This window comes from Ramlibacter agri, from assembly GCF_012927085.1.
Classification (GTDB): Bacteria; Pseudomonadota; Gammaproteobacteria; order Burkholderiales; family Burkholderiaceae_C; genus Ramlibacter; species Ramlibacter agri.
The window spans coordinates 1961458-1976884 of the sequence record NZ_JABBFX010000001.1; the positions used below are offsets into that span (position 1 = coordinate 1961458).

Consider the following 15427-nt stretch of genomic DNA (forward strand, 5'->3'; position numbering starts at 1 on the left):
CATGACGTTCCAGCCCCGCGCCCGGTTGAAGTCCCGCGGCGGCACGGGGCGCAAGCGCCGTCCTACTCCAGTCCCATACCCCGCAAATAAGTCTCGACCGCGCGCACTCCGGCCGTTTCCAGCTCGAAAGCGTGCGGATCCAGCAGCCAGTTCTGGATGAGGCCGTCCACCAGGGCCAGCAGCCCCTGGGCGGCGGCAGGGCCGGGCAGGCCCAGCCTGACGCCGCGCGCGGCGGCACTGCGCAACAGCAGCTGGCGGAAGCAGGCCACCGTCTCGTCGCGGATCTCCTGGTGGCGTGCGCGCACCGCGCACAGGCTGTCGACGTACTCCACCTTGTGCGTGGCCACCTCGAACACGCGGCGCGTCTGCGGGTCGTTGACGGTCTGGTGGAAGGCCTGGCGCAGCGATTGCTTCAAGGCCGGCAGCGGGTCGGCTTCGTGCGCCTGCTCCACCATTTCCAGGGCACCTTGCAAGGGCATCGCCACCCGGTCCATCATCGCGTTGAACAGGTCGGCCTTGTCCCGGAAGTGCCAGTAGATGGCGCCACGCGTGGTGCCGGCAGCGAGGGCGATGTCGTTGAGCGAAGTACCCGCCACGCCCTGGGCGAGGAACACGCGCTCGGCCGCATCCAGCAGGCTGTTGCGGGTGGCGAGAGCGTCTTCCTTGGAGCGGCGGGCCATGGCCGTGGAATATACATGCAAACTTGTATGTATACTGCGGCACTTTCCCCGGCCAGGTCGTCCGGCGCGGGGGTCCATTTCAAGAATTTCCCGAGGCGTCCCATGGCTGCACGCATGCCCCAGGTTCGTGCCTGGCTCCTGCTCATTCCCTTCTTCCTGCTCGCTGGTTGCGGCCAGGGTTCCGGCAACGCACAACAGGCCGGCGGCGGCGCGCCACCGGCCCCCGAAGTCGGGGTGGTGACTGTATCGACCGGCGATGTCGGTCTCGTGACGGAACTCCCCGGCCGCCTGGAAGCCCTGCGCGTCGCGCAGGTGCGCGCCCGCGCCGCCGGCATCCTGCAAAGCCGCACCTTCCGCGAAGGCAGCGACGTCAAGGCCGGCCAGGTGCTGTTCAAGATCGATCCCGCGCCCTATGCGGCCGCCGCTTCCAGCGCGCAGGCCACGCTGGCGCGCGCGCAGGCCAACCTGGGCCAGGCGACGGCGCTGGCCGAGCGCTACAAGCCGCTGGTGGAAGCCAACGCCATCAGCAAGCAGGACTACCTGAATGCCGTGGCCGCGCAGAAGCAGGCCGAGGCCGACGTCGCCGCCGGCAAGGCCGCGGTGCAGACGGCACAGATCAACCTGGGCTACGCCGCCGTGACGGCGCCCATCTCCGGCCGCATCGGCCGCGCGCTGGTGACCGAAGGCGCGCTGGTGGGCCAGGGCGAAGCGACGCAGCTGGCCGTCATCCAGCAGATCAACCCGCTCTACGTGAACTTCACGCAGTCGGCCACCGAGGTGATGAACCTGCGCCGCGCCATGCAGGAAGGCCGCCTGAAGCGCGCCGGCGGCGAAGGCGCCGAGATCCGCATCGTGCTGGAAGACGGCAGCCTGTACCCGCAACCGGGCAAGCTGCTGTTCGCCGACCTCACGGTGGACCAGAACACCAACCAGGTGACGCTGCGCGCCGAAGTGCCCAATGCCCAGGGCATGCTGCTGCCCGGCATGTACGTGCGCGTGCAGATCGAGCAGGCCAAGGCCCGCAACGCCATGCTGCTGCCGCAGCAGGCCGTGACGCGCACGCCGCAGGGCGACACCGTGTCGGTGGTCGGCAAGGACGGCCAGGTGAGCCAGCGCACCATCAAGGTGGGCGGTTCGCAGGACGGCCAGTGGGTCGTGCTGTCCGGCCTGAACGCCGGCGAGATGGTGATGGTGGACGGCTTCCAGAAGGTGCGCCCCGGCGCGCCGGTGAAGCCCGTGCCCTTCGGCGCCGCCGCGCCCGCCGGCCCGGCCGGCACGGCCGCCCGGCCCGCCTCCGCGCCGGCTTCCGCGCCCAAGGCCGCCGCTTCGCAGGCCGCCCAGCGCTAAGGAAAGAGTAGCCAGCCCATGGCCAAGTTCTTCATCGACCGACCCATCTTCGCGTGGGTGATCGCGCTGTTCCTGATCGTGATCGGCGCGGTCTCCATCACCAAGCTGCCGATCTCGCAGTACCCGCCGGTGGCGCCGCCCGCCATCGTGCTGACCGCCACCTACCCGGGCGCCTCCGCGCAGACGCTGGAAGAAAGCGTCATCAGCGTGATCGAGCAGGAAATGAACGGCTCGCCCGGCATGATCTACATGGAGTCGGTGACGCAGGCCAACGGCGTCGGCCAGATCACCATCAGCTTCGAGCCCGGCACCAACGCCGACCTGGCGCAGGTGGACGTGCAGAACCGCCTGGCCCGCGCCACCCCGCGCCTGCCCGCGGCGGTGACGCAGCAGGGCGTGCGCGTGGACAAGTCGCGCAACAACTTCCTGCTGTTCACGATCCTGTCCTCGGACGACCCCAACTTCACGCCGGTGGACCTGGGCGACTACGTGTCGCGCTCGGTGCTGCCCGAAATCCAGCGCATTCCCGGCGTCGGCCAGGCGCAGCTGTTCGGCACCGAAGCCGCCATGCGCATCTGGATCGACCCGCAGAAGCTGGTGGGCTTCAACCTGTCGGCCGCCGACGTCAACGCCGCCATCAAGGCGCAGAACGCGCAGGTGTCCGCGGGCACCATCGGCGACCTGCCCAACGTGCCGGGCCAGGGCGTGTCCGCCACCATCGTGGTGCCGGGCCAGCTGACCAACGTGGAGCAGTTCCGCAACATCGTCCTGCGCTCCACGCCGGACGGCGCCACCGTGCGCCTGAAGGACGTGGCGCGCGTGGAACTGAACGCGCAGAGCTTCAGCACCGAGGCGCGCCTGAACGGCAAGGCCTCCACCGGCATCGGCGTGCAGCTGTCTCCTTCGGGCAACGCGCTGGAAACGGCGAACCTGGTGCGCAAGCGCATGGGCGAACTGGCGACCTACTTCCCCAAGGGCGTGAAGTGGGACATCCCTTACGACAGCTCGCGCTTCGTGAAGATCTCCATCAAGCAGGTGGTGGAGACGCTGCTGGAAGCCGTGGCGCTGGTGTTCCTGGTGATGTTCCTGTTCCTGCAGAACTGGCGCTACACCATCATCCCGACCCTGGTGGTGCCGGTGGCCCTGCTGGGCACCTTCGGCGCGCTGCTGGCGCTGGGCTTCTCGATCAACGTGCTGACCATGTTCGGCATGGTGCTGGTGATCGGCATCGTGGTGGACGACGCCATCGTGGTGGTGGAGAACGTCGAGCGGATCATGAGCGAGGAGGGCCTGCCGCCGCGTGAAGCGACGCGCAAGGCCATGGGCCAGATCCAGGGCGCCATCATCGGCGTGACCGTGGTGCTGATCTCGGTGTTCGTGCCGCTCGCCGCCTTCGCCGGGTCCACCGGCAACATCTACCGCCAGTTCTCGGCGGTGATGGTGGCGTCGATCGCCTGCTCCGCCTTCATGGCGCTGTCGCTGACGCCGGCGCTTTGCGCCACGCTGCTGAAGCCCGTGGAGGCCGGCCACCACGTCGAGAAGCGCGGCTTCTTCGGCGCTTTCAACCGCTTCTTCTCGCGCACCGCGCACGGCTACGAAGGCCTGGTGTCGCGCCTGCTGCGCCGCGCCGCCCGCTACCTGATCGTCTATGCGGCCATCGCCGGCGTGGTGGCGCTCGTCTACACGCGCCTGCCCACGTCCTTCCTGCCGCAGGAAGACCAGGGCAACATCCTCGTCAACGTGCAGCTGCCGCCGGGCGCCACGCTGGAGCGCACGCGCAACGTGATGCAGCAGGTGGAAGGCTTCATCCTGAAGCAGCCCGAAGTGGAGAGCATGGTGGGCGTGCTGGGCTTCTCGTTCAGCGGCCAGGGCCAGAACGCGGGCCTCGCCTTCGTGACGCTGAAGGACTGGGACCAGCGCAAGGGCGAGCAGCACTCCGCCGGCGCGCTGGCGGGCCGTGCCTTCGGCGCGCTGTCCGGCATCCGCGATGCCTTCATCTTCCCGCTGAGCCCGCCCCCGATCCCGGAACTGGGCGTCGCTTCCGGCTTCACCTTCCGCCTGCAGGACCGCGGCGGCAAGGGCCATGACGCGCTGCTCGCCGCGCGCAACCAGCTGCTGGGCATGGCCGCGCAAAGCAAGGTGCTGACGCAGGTGCGCCCGGACGGCCTGGAAGACGCCTCGCAGCTGCAGCTGGAGATCGACCGCGACAAGGCGCAGGCGCTGGGCGTGAGCTTCGACGCGATCAACACCACGCTGTCCACCGCGCTCGGCTCGGCCTACGTGAACGACTTCCCCAACCGCGGCCGCCTGCAGCGGGTGGTGGTGCAGGCCGACGCGCCATCGCGCATGCAGCCGGAGGACATCCTGCGGCTGAACGTGCCGAGCACGCAAGGCAAGGTGGTGCCGCTGTCGTCCTTCGCGTCGACGAAGTGGATCATGGGACCGATGCAGACCGTGCGCTACAACGGCTATTCGGCCATGCGCATCTCCGGCTCGCCGGCGCCGGGCTACAGCACGGGTGCGGCGATGAACGAGATGGAGCGCCTGGCGGCGCAGCTGCCGGCCGGCTTCGGCTACGAGTGGACCGGCCAGTCGCGCGAGGAAAAGCTCGCCGGCTCGCAGGCCATGGTGCTGTACGGCTTCTCGATCCTGGCCGTGTTCCTGTGCCTGGCCGCGCTGTACGAAAGCTGGTCGATCCCGATGGCGGTGATCCTGGTGGTTCCGCTGGGCGTGCTGGGGGTGCTGCTTGCGACACTCCTGCGCGGTTACGCGAACGACGTGTACTTCCAGGTGGGGCTGATCACGATCATCGGCCTGTCGGCGAAGAACGCCATCCTGATCATCGAATTCGCCAAGGACCTGCAGGCCCAGGGCAAGGGCGTGATCGAGGCGGCGCTGGCGGCGGCGCACCTGCGCTTCCGGCCCATCATCATGACTTCGATGGCCTTCGGCCTCGGTGTGTTGCCGCTGGCCATCGCCAGCGGCGCCGGCTCCGCCAGCCAGCGTGCCATCGGCACCGGCGTGCTGGGCGGCATGCTGACCGGCACCGGGCTGGCCATCTTCTTCGTTCCCATCTTCTTCGTGGTGGTGCGCGGCTACTTCAAGGGCAGCGAGCGCCAGCGCAAGCTGTACACGCACGAACTGGGACATGAAATGCCCGCGGGCGCGACGGCGGGAGACCAGGTATGAAATTGCTGAAACTGACGGTGCTTGCCGCCGCGGCCGTGGCCGCCGCGGGCTGCTCCTTCATCCCGACCTACGAGCGCCCGGTGGCGCCGGTGGCGAACCAGTTCCCCTACCCGGGCGCGAAGGACGGCAGGGCCGCTTCGGACCTGAAGTGGCAGGAGTTCTTCACCGACCCGCACCTGCGTGAGCTGATCACGATGGCGCTGGCGAACAACCGCGACCTGCGGGTGGCGGTGCTGAACATCGAGCAGGCGCGCGCCGCCTACGACGTCCGCAAGGCCGACCAGCTGCCCTCGGTGGGCCTGCAGGCGCAGGTGAGCCGCGCGCCCAACATCGCCAACATCGAGTCGACCACCTACCAGGTGGGCCTGGCCCTGAGCAGCTGGGAGATCGATTTCTTCGGCCGCATCCGTGCGCTGAGCGAGCAGGCGCTGAACCAGTACCTGGCCACCGAAGAAGGCCGCAACGCGGCGCAGGCCACGCTGGTGGCTTCGGTCGCCAACGCCTACATGGGCGTGGCCGCCGACGAGGAGCTGCTGGCGCTGACGCGCGAGACGCTGACGACCCGCGAGGAGTCGCTGCGCCTGACGCGCCTGCGCTTCGAGAACGGCGCTTCGAGCGAGATCGACTTCCGCCAGGCGCAGTCGCTGTACGAAAGCGCGCGCACGACGCTGGCGCAGCAGCAGCGGCAGCGCGCCACCGACATCAACGCGCTGGCGCTGCTGCTGGGCGCGCCGGTGCCGCCGGACTTCATGGTGGGCGTCTCCACCGACAAGTTCGCGCTGCCCGACCTGCCGGCCGGCGTGCCCAGCGAAGTGCTGGTGAAGCGGCCCGACGTGCACCAGGCGGAGCTGCAGCTGATCGCGGCCAACGCCAACATCGGCGCGGCCCGCGCGGCCTTCTTCCCGCGCATCACGCTGACGGCTGCGGCCGGCATCGGCAGCAGCGAGCTGAACAAGCTGGTGCAGGGCGGCACCTTCGCCTATTCGATCACGCCGACCTTGCTGCAGCCGATCTTCGACGCCGGCCGCAACCAGGCGAACCTGGGTTCGTCGGTGGCGGGACGCGAGATCGCGGTGGCGCAGTACGAGAAGGCGATCCAGTCGGCCTTCAAGGACGTGGCCGACGCGTTGGCCGGCCGCGCCACCTATGGCGACCAGCTGGATGCGCAGGGCAAGGTGGTGGAGGCCGAGACGGTGCGCAATCGCCTGGCCAAGCTGCGCTACGACAACGGCGTGGCGAGCTACCTGGACCTGCTGGACTCGCAGCGCTCGCTGTTCGCGGCGCAGCAGGCGCTGGTGCAGGCGCGGCTGGCGCGGCTGCAGAACCAGGTGCAGCTGTATCGCTCGCTCGGGGGCGGCTGGGCTTCCTGACCGGGCGGGAGAGCTCGGGTTCGCTGCGCGAAACCCCGCCTCCATGACGAGCTCAGGCGGTGCCGTCCTACGGGGCTGGCTCCGCCGTTGGTGAACCATCGTCGCCATGAGCGACGCGAGCCCTTCCCCAGCACCCACCGCCTGGCCCGGTGAACCCTATCCCCTGGGCGCCACCTGGGACGGCCAGGGCGTCAACTTCGCGCTGTACTCCGAGAACGCCACGCGCGTGGAGCTGTGCCTGTTCGATGAGCAAGGGCAGGAGGCGCGCGTGCCGCTGCGCGAGCAGACCGCCTTCGTCTGGCACGGCTACGTGCCCGGCCTGAAGCCCGGGCAGCGCTACGGCTACCGCGTGCACGGCCCCTACGAGCCGGAGCGCGGCCTGCGTTTCAACCCGAACGTGGTGCTGCTCGACCCCTACGCCAAGGCGCTCGACGGCCTGGAGAACTTCGATCGCGGCGTGTTCGCTTACCCGATGGGCGGCGAACGCGAAGACCTGGCCATGGCGGAACAGGAAGCGCGCGGCGCGCCGCTGGGCGTGGTGATCGACCCCTGGTTCGACTGGAGCGGCGACCGCGCGCCCAACACGCCGCTGCCGGACAGCGTGCTGTACGAGACACACGTGAAAGGCCTGTCGATGCGCCACCCCGGCGTGCCGGAGGAACTGCGCGGCACCTACGCGGCCCTGGCGCACCCCACCATGCTCGGCTACCTGAAGGACCTGGGCGTGACGGCGGTGGAACTGATGCCTGTGCACGCCCACCTGGACGATCCCTTCCTCCTGGACAAGGGCCTCACCAACTACTGGGGCTATTCGACGCTGAACTTCTTCGCGCCGGAGTTGCGCTACAGCGCCGCCCACAAGCGAGGCGAGCCGCTGGGCGCGCTGCGCGAATTCAAGGAGATGGTGAAGGCGCTGCACGGCGCGGGCATCGAGGTGATCCTGGACGTGGTCTACAACCACACCAGCGAGGGCAACCACATGGGACCGACGCTCAGCTTCAAGGGTATCGACAACCCCACCTACTACCGGCTGGTGCCGGACAACGCGCGCTTCTACTTCGACTACACCGGCACCGGCAACACGCTGAACGTGCGGCACCCGCAGACTCTGCAGCTGATCATGGACTCGCTGCGCTACTGGGTGCTGGAGATGCACGTGGACGGCTTCCGCTTCGACCTGGCGAGCACGCTGGCCCGCGGGCTGCACGAGGTGGACCAGCTCTCGGGCTTCTTCACCATCATCCACCAGGACCCGGTGCTGTCGCAGGTGAAGCTGATCGCCGAACCCTGGGACGTGGGCGAGGGCGGCTACCAGGTGGGCAACTTCCCGGTGAAGTGGGCGGAGTGGAACGGCATCTACCGCGACTCTATCCGGGCCTTCTGGAAGGGCGACGGCGGCCTGGCCAGCGACATCGGCTACCGCTTCACGGGCAGCAGCGACCTGTACCAGGGCGACGGGCGCAAGCCCTACGCCAGCGTCAACTTCGTGACGGCGCACGACGGCTTCACCCTGCGCGACACGGTGAGCTACAACGACAAGCACAACGAGGCCAACCAGGAAAACAACCAGGACGGCCACAACGACAACAGGTCGTGGAACTGCGGCGCCGAAGGGCCGACCGAGGACGCGGAGGTGAACAAGCTGCGCGCGCGCCAGCAGCGCAACTTCCTGGCCACGCTGCTGCTGTCGCAGGGCACGCCCATGCTGCTGGGCGGCGACGAGATCGGCAACACCCAGCAGGGCAACAACAACGCCTACTGCCAGGACAACGAGATCAGCTGGTACGACTGGGACAACGCGGACAACACGCTGCTGGAGTTCACGAAGAAGCTGGTGCGCCTGCGGCGCGAGCACCCGGCGCTGCACCGGCAGAAATTCTTCTCGGGCCGCCCGATCCGCGGCACCGACATCCGCGACATCATGTGGTTCCGCCATGACGGCGAGGAAATGAGCGACGAGGACTGGCAGAACCCGCACACGCAGTCGCTGGCGCTGTTCCTGGCCGGCAATGGCCTGAAGGAGACGGACCGCCGCGGCCAGCCCGTGGCCGACGACCACCTGCTGCTGCTGGTGTCCGCCTCGCACGAGGACCTGGACTTCAAGCTGCCGGCGCTGGAAGAGTGCAGCCAGTGGCAGCTGCTGGTGGACACCAGCAACGACGAGTCGCAGGAAATGCAGGACGCGGGCGGCCAGACGCTGTTGCCGGGACGCTCGCTGAAGCTGTTCCGGTGTCCCAGGGACTGAACGATGATCCGCAAACTGCCTTCGGGCGGCTATCGCCTCTATTCGCGCAAGGTGGACCCCAAGACGGGCAAGCGGCGCAACCTCGGCACCTTCGACACGCGCGAGCAGGCCGAGAAGCATGAAAAGGAAGTGCAGTACTTCAAGCGGCACTAGGCAGCGGCTGGCGGTCGCCGGCGAAGGGCTGAGCACCTTCGTCTCGCAGCAGCAGCCGCCCTACGCGCGGAAGCTATAGTGCGCCCATCGATATCTTGAAGACGAGCGAGCCGAAGTGAAGACGCTGTCGTGGGCCGAGGCCGTGGCCTCTTTCGAAGGCCGCGCATTGGGCGACGCCGCCGCCTTCCTGCCGCTGCTGGCCGTGGCGGAGTTCCTGGCGGCTTCGCGCTATGCGCGCTCGCTGCAGCCCGCCATGGACGGTGCCGTGCTGGTGCTGCGCCACACGGGCGATGCGGCTGGCGCCGAAGTGCGCGTCGGTTTCGATGCGCGGACGCACCAGTTCACGCTGACCCACCTGCAGCGGCCCGGCGACCCGCGGCCCTGGACGCGCGAGTGCGGCGAGAACGAATGGCAGGCGGCGCTGGAGCGCCTGTTCCACAAGCGGCTGCAGTGGTTCCACGAAGGGTGATTGCTATAGTCGGGCGGCAACCAACCCGGGAGGAGCCGTGTCCACTGTTGCCGCCGTCCTTGTCGGCCTCGTCGCCCTGCTGCATGCCTATTTCCTCGTCCTGGAGATGTTCCTCTGGGACAAGCCGGCCGGCCTGAAGGCTTTCGGCCAGACGCTGGAAGCCGCGCGCGCCTCCAAGGTGCTGGCCGCGAACCAGGGCCTCTACAACGGCTTCCTGGCGGCTGGGTTGGTGTGGGGCCTGGTGCTGGGTGACGCCGGCACCGGCGTGAAGGTGTTCTTCCTGGTCTGCGTGATCGTGGCCGGCCTCTTCGGCGCGGCGACGGCCAGCCGGAAGATCCTGTTCGTGCAGGCGCTGCCGGCGGCGGTGGCGTTGGCGTTGGTGTTGGTGCTGGTGGCGTAGCCGCGCCGGGTAGAAGAAGGTGCTGGCGCCGGGCGCCGCTGCGGCGAACTGGCCACACACCCGCCATCCGAAGGACCCGGACGCGGCTTGGCACGCGCCGTGCCGCTCTAGAATGCAGAGCAAATAACGCGGGACGGAGAAGAAGAATCGTGAGGAGCCGCCTTTTGTGCGTGGCCAGTGCCACGCTGTGTGCATTCCTGGCCGGGTGCGCCATCCACCAAACCGTCCGCCCTGTGGACGTCGCGCTGGAACGCGAGATCTGCGTCATTGAAAACCCGTCGGTGAAGGCCGGTTTCATCGAAGCGTACAAGCGATCGCTGGCCACCAAGGGCTACGCAGTGCGGCAGCTGCCCGCGAGCGCGCCCATCACGGCCTGCGCCACGACGACGACGTACACCGCCAGCTGGCGCTGGGACCTCGCCCTGTACATGGCCTATGCGGAAATCCGCGTCTTCACCGCCGGCAAGCAGGTGGGGGAAGCGAAGTACGACTCGCTGCGCGGCGGCGGCAACATGAACAAGTTCATCGACGCCGACCGCAAGGTCGACGAACTGGTGAACCAGCTGTTCCCGGGCGGGGCGCGAAGCTAGGCCAGCGGCGCGGCGGCCTGCGCCGGCGGCAGGGCATCGAGGGGGCTGCGCGTGCCGCCCGCGGCGACGCGCAGCACGTGCGTGTAGATCATCGTGGTGCTGACGTCGCTGTGGCCCAGGAGTTCCTGGACGGTGCGGATGTCGGTGCCGGCCTGCAGCAGGTGGGTGGCGAAGCTGTGGCGCAGGGTGTGGGCCGACACTTGGCGGTCGAGGCCGGCGAGCGCCACCGCGCGCTTGATGGCGCGCTGAAAGCGGTCTTCATGGAGGTGGTGGCGGCGGAGGACGCCGGTGTCCGGATCCGTCGTGAACGCCGGCGCGGGGAAGACCCAGAACCAGTTCCAGCTGAGGCCGACGCGCGGGTACTTGCGCTCCAGGGCGTGCGGCACCCAGACGCCGCCGCGGCCGGCCGCGCGATCGTGGTCCCATTGCGCGCGGGACGCGGCAACCTGCACACGCAAGGCATCCGCTAGCGCCTGCGGCAGCATCACGACCCTGTCCTTCGCGCCTTTCGCCTCGCGGATGACGATGACGCAACGGTCGAAATCCAGGTCCTTGACGCGCAGGCGAAGCGCCTCCATCAACCTCATGCCCGTGCCGTAAAGAAGGTGCGCCACCAGGCGGACGGTGCCGGCGGGCATGGCTGCCAGCAAGGCGGTGACCTGCTGCGAAGTCAGGACGGCCGGGATGCGCCGCTTGTACGAAGGGCGCTGCAAGTCCTGCAGCCACGGCAAGTCGATGGACAGCACCTCGCGATAGAGGAAGAGAAGCGCGCTCAGCGCCTGGCTGTGGGTGGAAGAGGAAACCCGGCGCTGCGTGGCCAGCATGGCCAGGAAGGCTTGCACTTCGGCGGCGCCCATGTCGCGCGGATGCCGCAAGCCGCTCCAGCGGACGAAAAAGCGAACCCAGTACACATAGGCCTTCTCGGTGCGAAGGCTATAGTGCAAATAGCGAGCCTGCTCGCGGACCTGGGCCAGGAGGCGAGGGGCGGCGGGGTGGGGTGGGGTCGCCATGCGAGTGGGGGTAGTTAAGCCCACAACGTATTGGCAGGCGGAAGGAGGTCAGCCAAATGGATGAAGTGGCATGGCCTTATCCTGTGAGTCAGGTTTTATCGCGCGGCTTTATTCCGCGCGCTGCAAATGGCGAAATCGCGGGTTATCCGATGGGATGTTTGCGCGAGGCCTTATTGGGCAAGGGGTGTCGAGATGATGATGTCGGCGCGCGACGCTGAGACAAACCTCGTCCTTGTCTTATCCAGGGGAAGCGGGATAAGGCATGATTTATCACGCTACACATTACGTTAGACCGCACCGGTGAGAATTGTGCCGTCGCGGGAGCAGGTTCAAGCTTGGGTGCTTGAAATCCAGCCATCTGCATACTTCGAGCGCTTGGCCGAACGGCCTGGGCTTCTGATGCTTCGGGCCAAGAGTCCCATTTGCGAGTGGCGCGGTCTACACTTGGCGCTCTCGGACGAACGCCGTGAGCACTTGCATGAACAACTGACCCACCTAGCGGACGGGCGTGTGGACCGGCTGCAGATGCAGTCGAGCGTGCCGGATGGTCGGGCGTGGTTCAACCTCTATACGTCCGGTGTAGATTTCGGATTCTGGTGGAAGTCAGTGTTCGAACTTGAGCCTGCGCATTCCGCGAGAGCTATGTGGGTGCGCTATGAGCACAGCACGGTTCATATCCGTCTATCGCGTGCAGCCGCCTTGACGCTTGCCCACGAGATGACGCAATCACTTGACGGCGGGGTCAGGTCAACTCTTGCAATCTCCCGCGATACCAAGCCATCATCGCCTCCACAAGCGTTGTGGCTCTGGCGCTGGCAGGAGTGGCGTAATGCGGTCTAACATGTCGGTCGACGCGGACACGTTGCGGCAAGGCGCCGCGAGGCGTGTTGGAAAGTCGTACGCCCCGCGGCGCCTTGCCGCAACGTGCCGACCACCTTCACGTTATTCCGCATGAGTCACGTATCCGAGAGCTTCGACGTCACGTTGTCAAAGCTACTTTCCGCCTCTGAAGTGGAAGCGGCACTCAGATTGGCCTTGCCCGCTGGGCTGAAAGTCGACGTGTCCGAGTCTGTTGAGGAATTCCCGAGGCAGCTTGGCGATTTCTGGGCAGTTATGCGGAGCACGGGCGATGCAGCATGGCCGCGACTACTCGAATGCCTTGTGGTCCGAGAGTCCTGCAGTCTTGGCGCATATGCTGATCTACGTTTGGCTGATCTGTTTTTCCGGTTGCTTGGAGCAGACTCTCTCTGCCGTACCTATGACTTTGTGGACTCGATCGATGCAAACGACCCTTGGTGGTCACTTGCCTACATCGGAGGCAATTGGCATCTGGCATCAACTGCGGGTACCACGCTCGATGGCTTTCGAGAAGACTTCCCGATCAAACTTGTCCGGCCAGTGTCCGTTCCGCCACATGCGGTCTAACACAGCGGTCAACACGGACCTACTCGCGGCAGGCATTCGCCTGCCTATGGTCCGCCGGTTACCTCTACGTTAGAGCTCATCATGAAGACCCCGCGGCCCGACTTCCCAACTGGACGTGCGTTCTGGCAGCGGATGGCCTCGCTCGAGGACGAATGTGCGCGCAAGTCTCTGCGTTCCGGCTCCAAACAGGTTGAAGCAATCGTTGACGGACTTGGAACAGTGGTGTCGCTTCTTTACCGGACGGCGTGCTGCTACTGGGGTTGCCACGGTCGGGAACACGTGTTCGAGTACCTAGCCGGCCGTACTTGCACGTCGGCGCTTGGCTCGTATCGCCTCATTGGCTTTGGGTACTACGACGAGTCACTAGCCTTGTCGAGGAACATTTCTGAAATCGGCAACCTGATGCAGCTGTTCTTCTCAGACGCTGCGCACATAAGAAAATGGATCGATTCCTCGGAGAAGGAGCGACGCCACGACTACAGTCCGGCGGCGGTGAGAAAGACAATTGAGGCGTTGGATGGGGTCGTTCCGACCGACAAGGACCACTATGCTTGGTTGTGCGAAGTCGGAACCCATGTCAACCCGAGCACTCTGCCGGGCGCCCACAACGATGAGAGGCGGCCGATCCTAGGTTCCATTTTTCAGACACAAGGGCATGAAACAAGCGTCCGTGCGTTGGCATGGGCGGTATGCACGGTCGCAGGTCCACTTGCGAAGTTGGCCATTCTCGAACGCCAGCACGCGAACGAACTTCTGGAGCAAACACTCTCCTTGGTGGAACTGCTGCCAGATGAGCCCTAACATGGCAGTCGACACGGACGTCCTCGCGGCCCGCTGTCGCGGGCCTATGGTCCGCCGGTCACTTCTACGTTAGATGTCACAGGCTCCTATGCGTAGAACCGCATCATTGCTAGCGTTCGCCTTCTGCCTCATCGCGTCGTCGGCTCAGGCGGATGCAGATGTCCGGAACGTCAAGTTTGGGATACTGAAGCAAGTCTCGCCTGGTGAGTATCGGATGGATGTCGAAACCACCCGCATTCCTCTAAAGCTCAAGGAGACCGGTTTTCGATTCGGTGTTGAGTTCGAGAATCCGAACCGCGAGGCGATCGATTGGTTCGAGGTTGTTCATTTGCCCGCCCCGCTGAAGGAAGCTTCGGGAGATACGAGGAAGGTGGCGCCAGAGGCCATTCAGACCGACCTGTACCGCTCAAGTGACGCGCTGATAGTTGATCACTTCTGGTTCGACGACGGCGACCCGCTGGGAAAGCATCGCCTGGAGCTTTTTGTGAAGGGACAGAGGATCTACAGTGTCAACTTCGAGGTGGTACCGGAATGACTAGCCCAATGGCGAGGGTGACATCTAACTTGCCGGTCGAGACGGACGCCTTGCGGCGTCCGCGCGCTTCGCACGCTCCTATCGCAAGCCGCCGCTCACCTTCACGTTAGCCCGCATCATGCATAAGTTGGTGATCAAGCCCCTCTCTTCGCTGGAGGAACGAGATTTCCTGGAGCACGCTGTCTGGGGCTGCTACTACGAGCCGGACGATGTCGACACGCTCGTCGAGCTCGGCTTCGAGAGGTCTGCGGTTGTGGATGCGCTCGAACAGATAGGCTACTCGGATGAGTACGCATTCCCGCTGCCTCCTGAAGCGACGGACGCTCCGCTGAATTATGTTTATCGGAGCGTTCGAGCCACGACCCGTGGAGGCAACAGTCTCGTTGGCTACGTGACGGGACCGTGTATGGCGGTGTTCTTCCGTGCGAAGCTGTACTCGTTCAATCCCAACTTGCGGAATCTGTCCTTGGAAACTGCTCGGGAACTCGCTAGCGCCCTGGGGGAGAAAGCGGTGTTTCCAATGGACCTTGAAGTGATGGCAACATCGGCGCACCAGGAGGCGGACCTGTGGTAACCGGTCGCTGCGCCGCTCCCATGCGGGCTAACATGTCGTTCGACGCGGACACGCACCGGCAAGGCGCCGCAAGCCGTGTGCAGGAGAATACGTCTCGCGGCGCCTTGCCGGTGCGTGCCGGTCAACTCCGACGTTAGACCGCACAAGGAGCGCTATGTCTGTGCAATCACCGATTCAGGATCTCGAACGCTTCTGGAGCCAGACGCGTTTGCCGGTGGTTTTCCAGCGTCAGCGTCCGGCGCCACTTCTTGTTCGTCTCCCGTACGCTGCCGATAACAAGGTCTGGTTGCGCGACGGCCAGAGAAACAAGCCAAGCTGGGACAAGGCCCACGGTGCTTGGGAGGTGCCGCAAGCGTGGTTTGAGCGAACCATTCGCCTGTCGTTCAGCCGGTATCGTGCCTGCTATGTCATCCAACTCTATAGAGAGAAGGAGGTGTGCGCTTCAGCCTGCTGGAACGCAACGGGCGCAGATTGCGAATGCTCGTGCATGGGTGCGAATCACGGCTCAGGCCAGCCCAGTGGGCGCTGGTATGAGGTCAGCGAAACGTTTGCCGTGATGTGGGGCGTACAACGCTACTCAGTCCGTTTGCTTAAGGTGCCCGGTGCGGTCTAACAGGTCGGTCGACTCGGACACGTTGC

15 protein-coding genes are annotated in these 15427 nt (G+C 66.0%); 13 read left to right on the forward strand and 2 right to left on the reverse strand.

Annotation, left to right across the window (positions count from 1 at the left end):
* Positions 1-62: 62 nt before the first annotated feature.
* Positions 63-680, reverse strand: coding sequence for a TetR family transcriptional regulator (locus HHL11_RS09510; protein WP_169418153.1), 618 nt, complete (start codon positions 678-680; stop codon positions 63-65).
* Between the two features lie 114 nt (positions 681-794).
* Between HHL11_RS09510 and HHL11_RS09515 the strand changes: the two genes are divergently transcribed.
* The 8 genes from HHL11_RS09515 to HHL11_RS09550 all read left to right on the forward strand — a co-directional run bounded on the left by HHL11_RS09515 (position 795) and on the right by HHL11_RS09550 (position 10443).
* Positions 795-2027: an efflux RND transporter periplasmic adaptor subunit gene (locus tag HHL11_RS09515; protein ID WP_240980039.1), complete on the forward strand. Its 1233-nt coding sequence runs from the start codon at positions 795-797 to the stop codon at positions 2025-2027.
* Between the two features lie 18 nt (positions 2028-2045).
* Positions 2046-5216: an efflux RND transporter permease subunit gene (locus HHL11_RS09520; protein WP_169418155.1), complete on the forward strand. Its 3171-nt coding sequence runs from the start codon at positions 2046-2048 to the stop codon at positions 5214-5216.
* Positions 5213-6586, forward strand: coding sequence for an efflux transporter outer membrane subunit (locus tag HHL11_RS09525; protein ID WP_169418156.1), 1374 nt, complete (start codon positions 5213-5215; stop codon positions 6584-6586). The genes HHL11_RS09520 and HHL11_RS09525 overlap by 4 nt, the downstream gene beginning before the upstream one ends.
* A 106-nt stretch (positions 6587-6692) precedes the next feature.
* On the forward strand, positions 6693-8831 hold the full coding sequence (gene glgX / locus HHL11_RS09530) for a glycogen debranching protein GlgX (RefSeq protein ID WP_169418157.1): 2139 nt from the start codon (positions 6693-6695) through the stop codon (positions 8829-8831).
* 3 nt (positions 8832-8834) lie between these two features.
* Positions 8835-8984 carry an AP2/ERF family transcription factor gene (locus HHL11_RS09535; protein ID WP_169418158.1) on the forward strand — a complete coding sequence of 50 codons (150 nt, stop codon included), beginning with the start codon at positions 8835-8837 and terminating at the stop codon, positions 8982-8984.
* A gap of 115 nt (positions 8985-9099) precedes the next feature.
* Positions 9100-9453: a hypothetical protein gene (locus HHL11_RS09540; protein WP_169418159.1), complete on the forward strand. Its 354-nt coding sequence runs from the start codon at positions 9100-9102 to the stop codon at positions 9451-9453.
* Positions 9454-9490: 37 nt separating this feature from the next.
* On the forward strand, positions 9491-9853 hold the full coding sequence (locus HHL11_RS09545) for a DUF1304 family protein (protein WP_169418160.1): 363 nt from the start codon (positions 9491-9493) through the stop codon (positions 9851-9853).
* Positions 9854-10023: 170 nt separating this feature from the next.
* Positions 10024-10443: an Sbal_3080 family lipoprotein gene (locus tag HHL11_RS09550; RefSeq protein WP_342593241.1), complete on the forward strand. Its 420-nt coding sequence runs from the start codon at positions 10024-10026 to the stop codon at positions 10441-10443.
* Here HHL11_RS09550 and HHL11_RS09555 read toward each other — a convergent pair.
* Positions 10440-11453: an integron integrase gene (locus HHL11_RS09555; protein ID WP_169418161.1), complete on the reverse strand. Its 1014-nt coding sequence runs from the start codon at positions 11451-11453 to the stop codon at positions 10440-10442. The two genes, HHL11_RS09550 and HHL11_RS09555, sit on opposite strands and share 4 nt — an antisense overlap.
* A 56-nt stretch (positions 11454-11509) precedes the next feature.
* On the opposite strand from HHL11_RS09555, the gene HHL11_RS09560 reads away from it, so the two are divergent.
* The 5 genes from HHL11_RS09560 to HHL11_RS09580 all read left to right on the forward strand — a co-directional run bounded on the left by HHL11_RS09560 (position 11510) and on the right by HHL11_RS09580 (position 15401).
* Positions 11510-11671 (forward strand): hypothetical protein, encoded by a 162-nt coding sequence (locus tag HHL11_RS09560; RefSeq protein WP_169418162.1) that lies wholly within the window; start codon positions 11510-11512, stop codon positions 11669-11671.
* A 1288-nt stretch (positions 11672-12959) separates the two neighbouring features.
* A complete protein-coding gene (locus tag HHL11_RS09565; RefSeq protein ID WP_169418163.1) occupies positions 12960-13679 on the forward strand; it encodes a hypothetical protein in 720 nt (239 codons plus the stop codon).
* Between the two features lie 214 nt (positions 13680-13893).
* Positions 13894-14214: a hypothetical protein gene (locus HHL11_RS09570; protein WP_169418164.1), complete on the forward strand. Its 321-nt coding sequence runs from the start codon at positions 13894-13896 to the stop codon at positions 14212-14214.
* Between the two features lie 130 nt (positions 14215-14344).
* Positions 14345-14788 carry a UBA domain-containing protein gene (locus HHL11_RS09575; RefSeq protein ID WP_169418165.1) on the forward strand — a complete coding sequence of 148 codons (444 nt, stop codon included), beginning with the start codon at positions 14345-14347 and terminating at the stop codon, positions 14786-14788.
* A 154-nt stretch (positions 14789-14942) separates the two neighbouring features.
* A complete protein-coding gene (locus HHL11_RS09580; RefSeq protein ID WP_169418166.1) occupies positions 14943-15401 on the forward strand; it encodes a hypothetical protein in 459 nt (152 codons plus the stop codon).
* Positions 15402-15427: the final 26 nt, after the last annotated feature.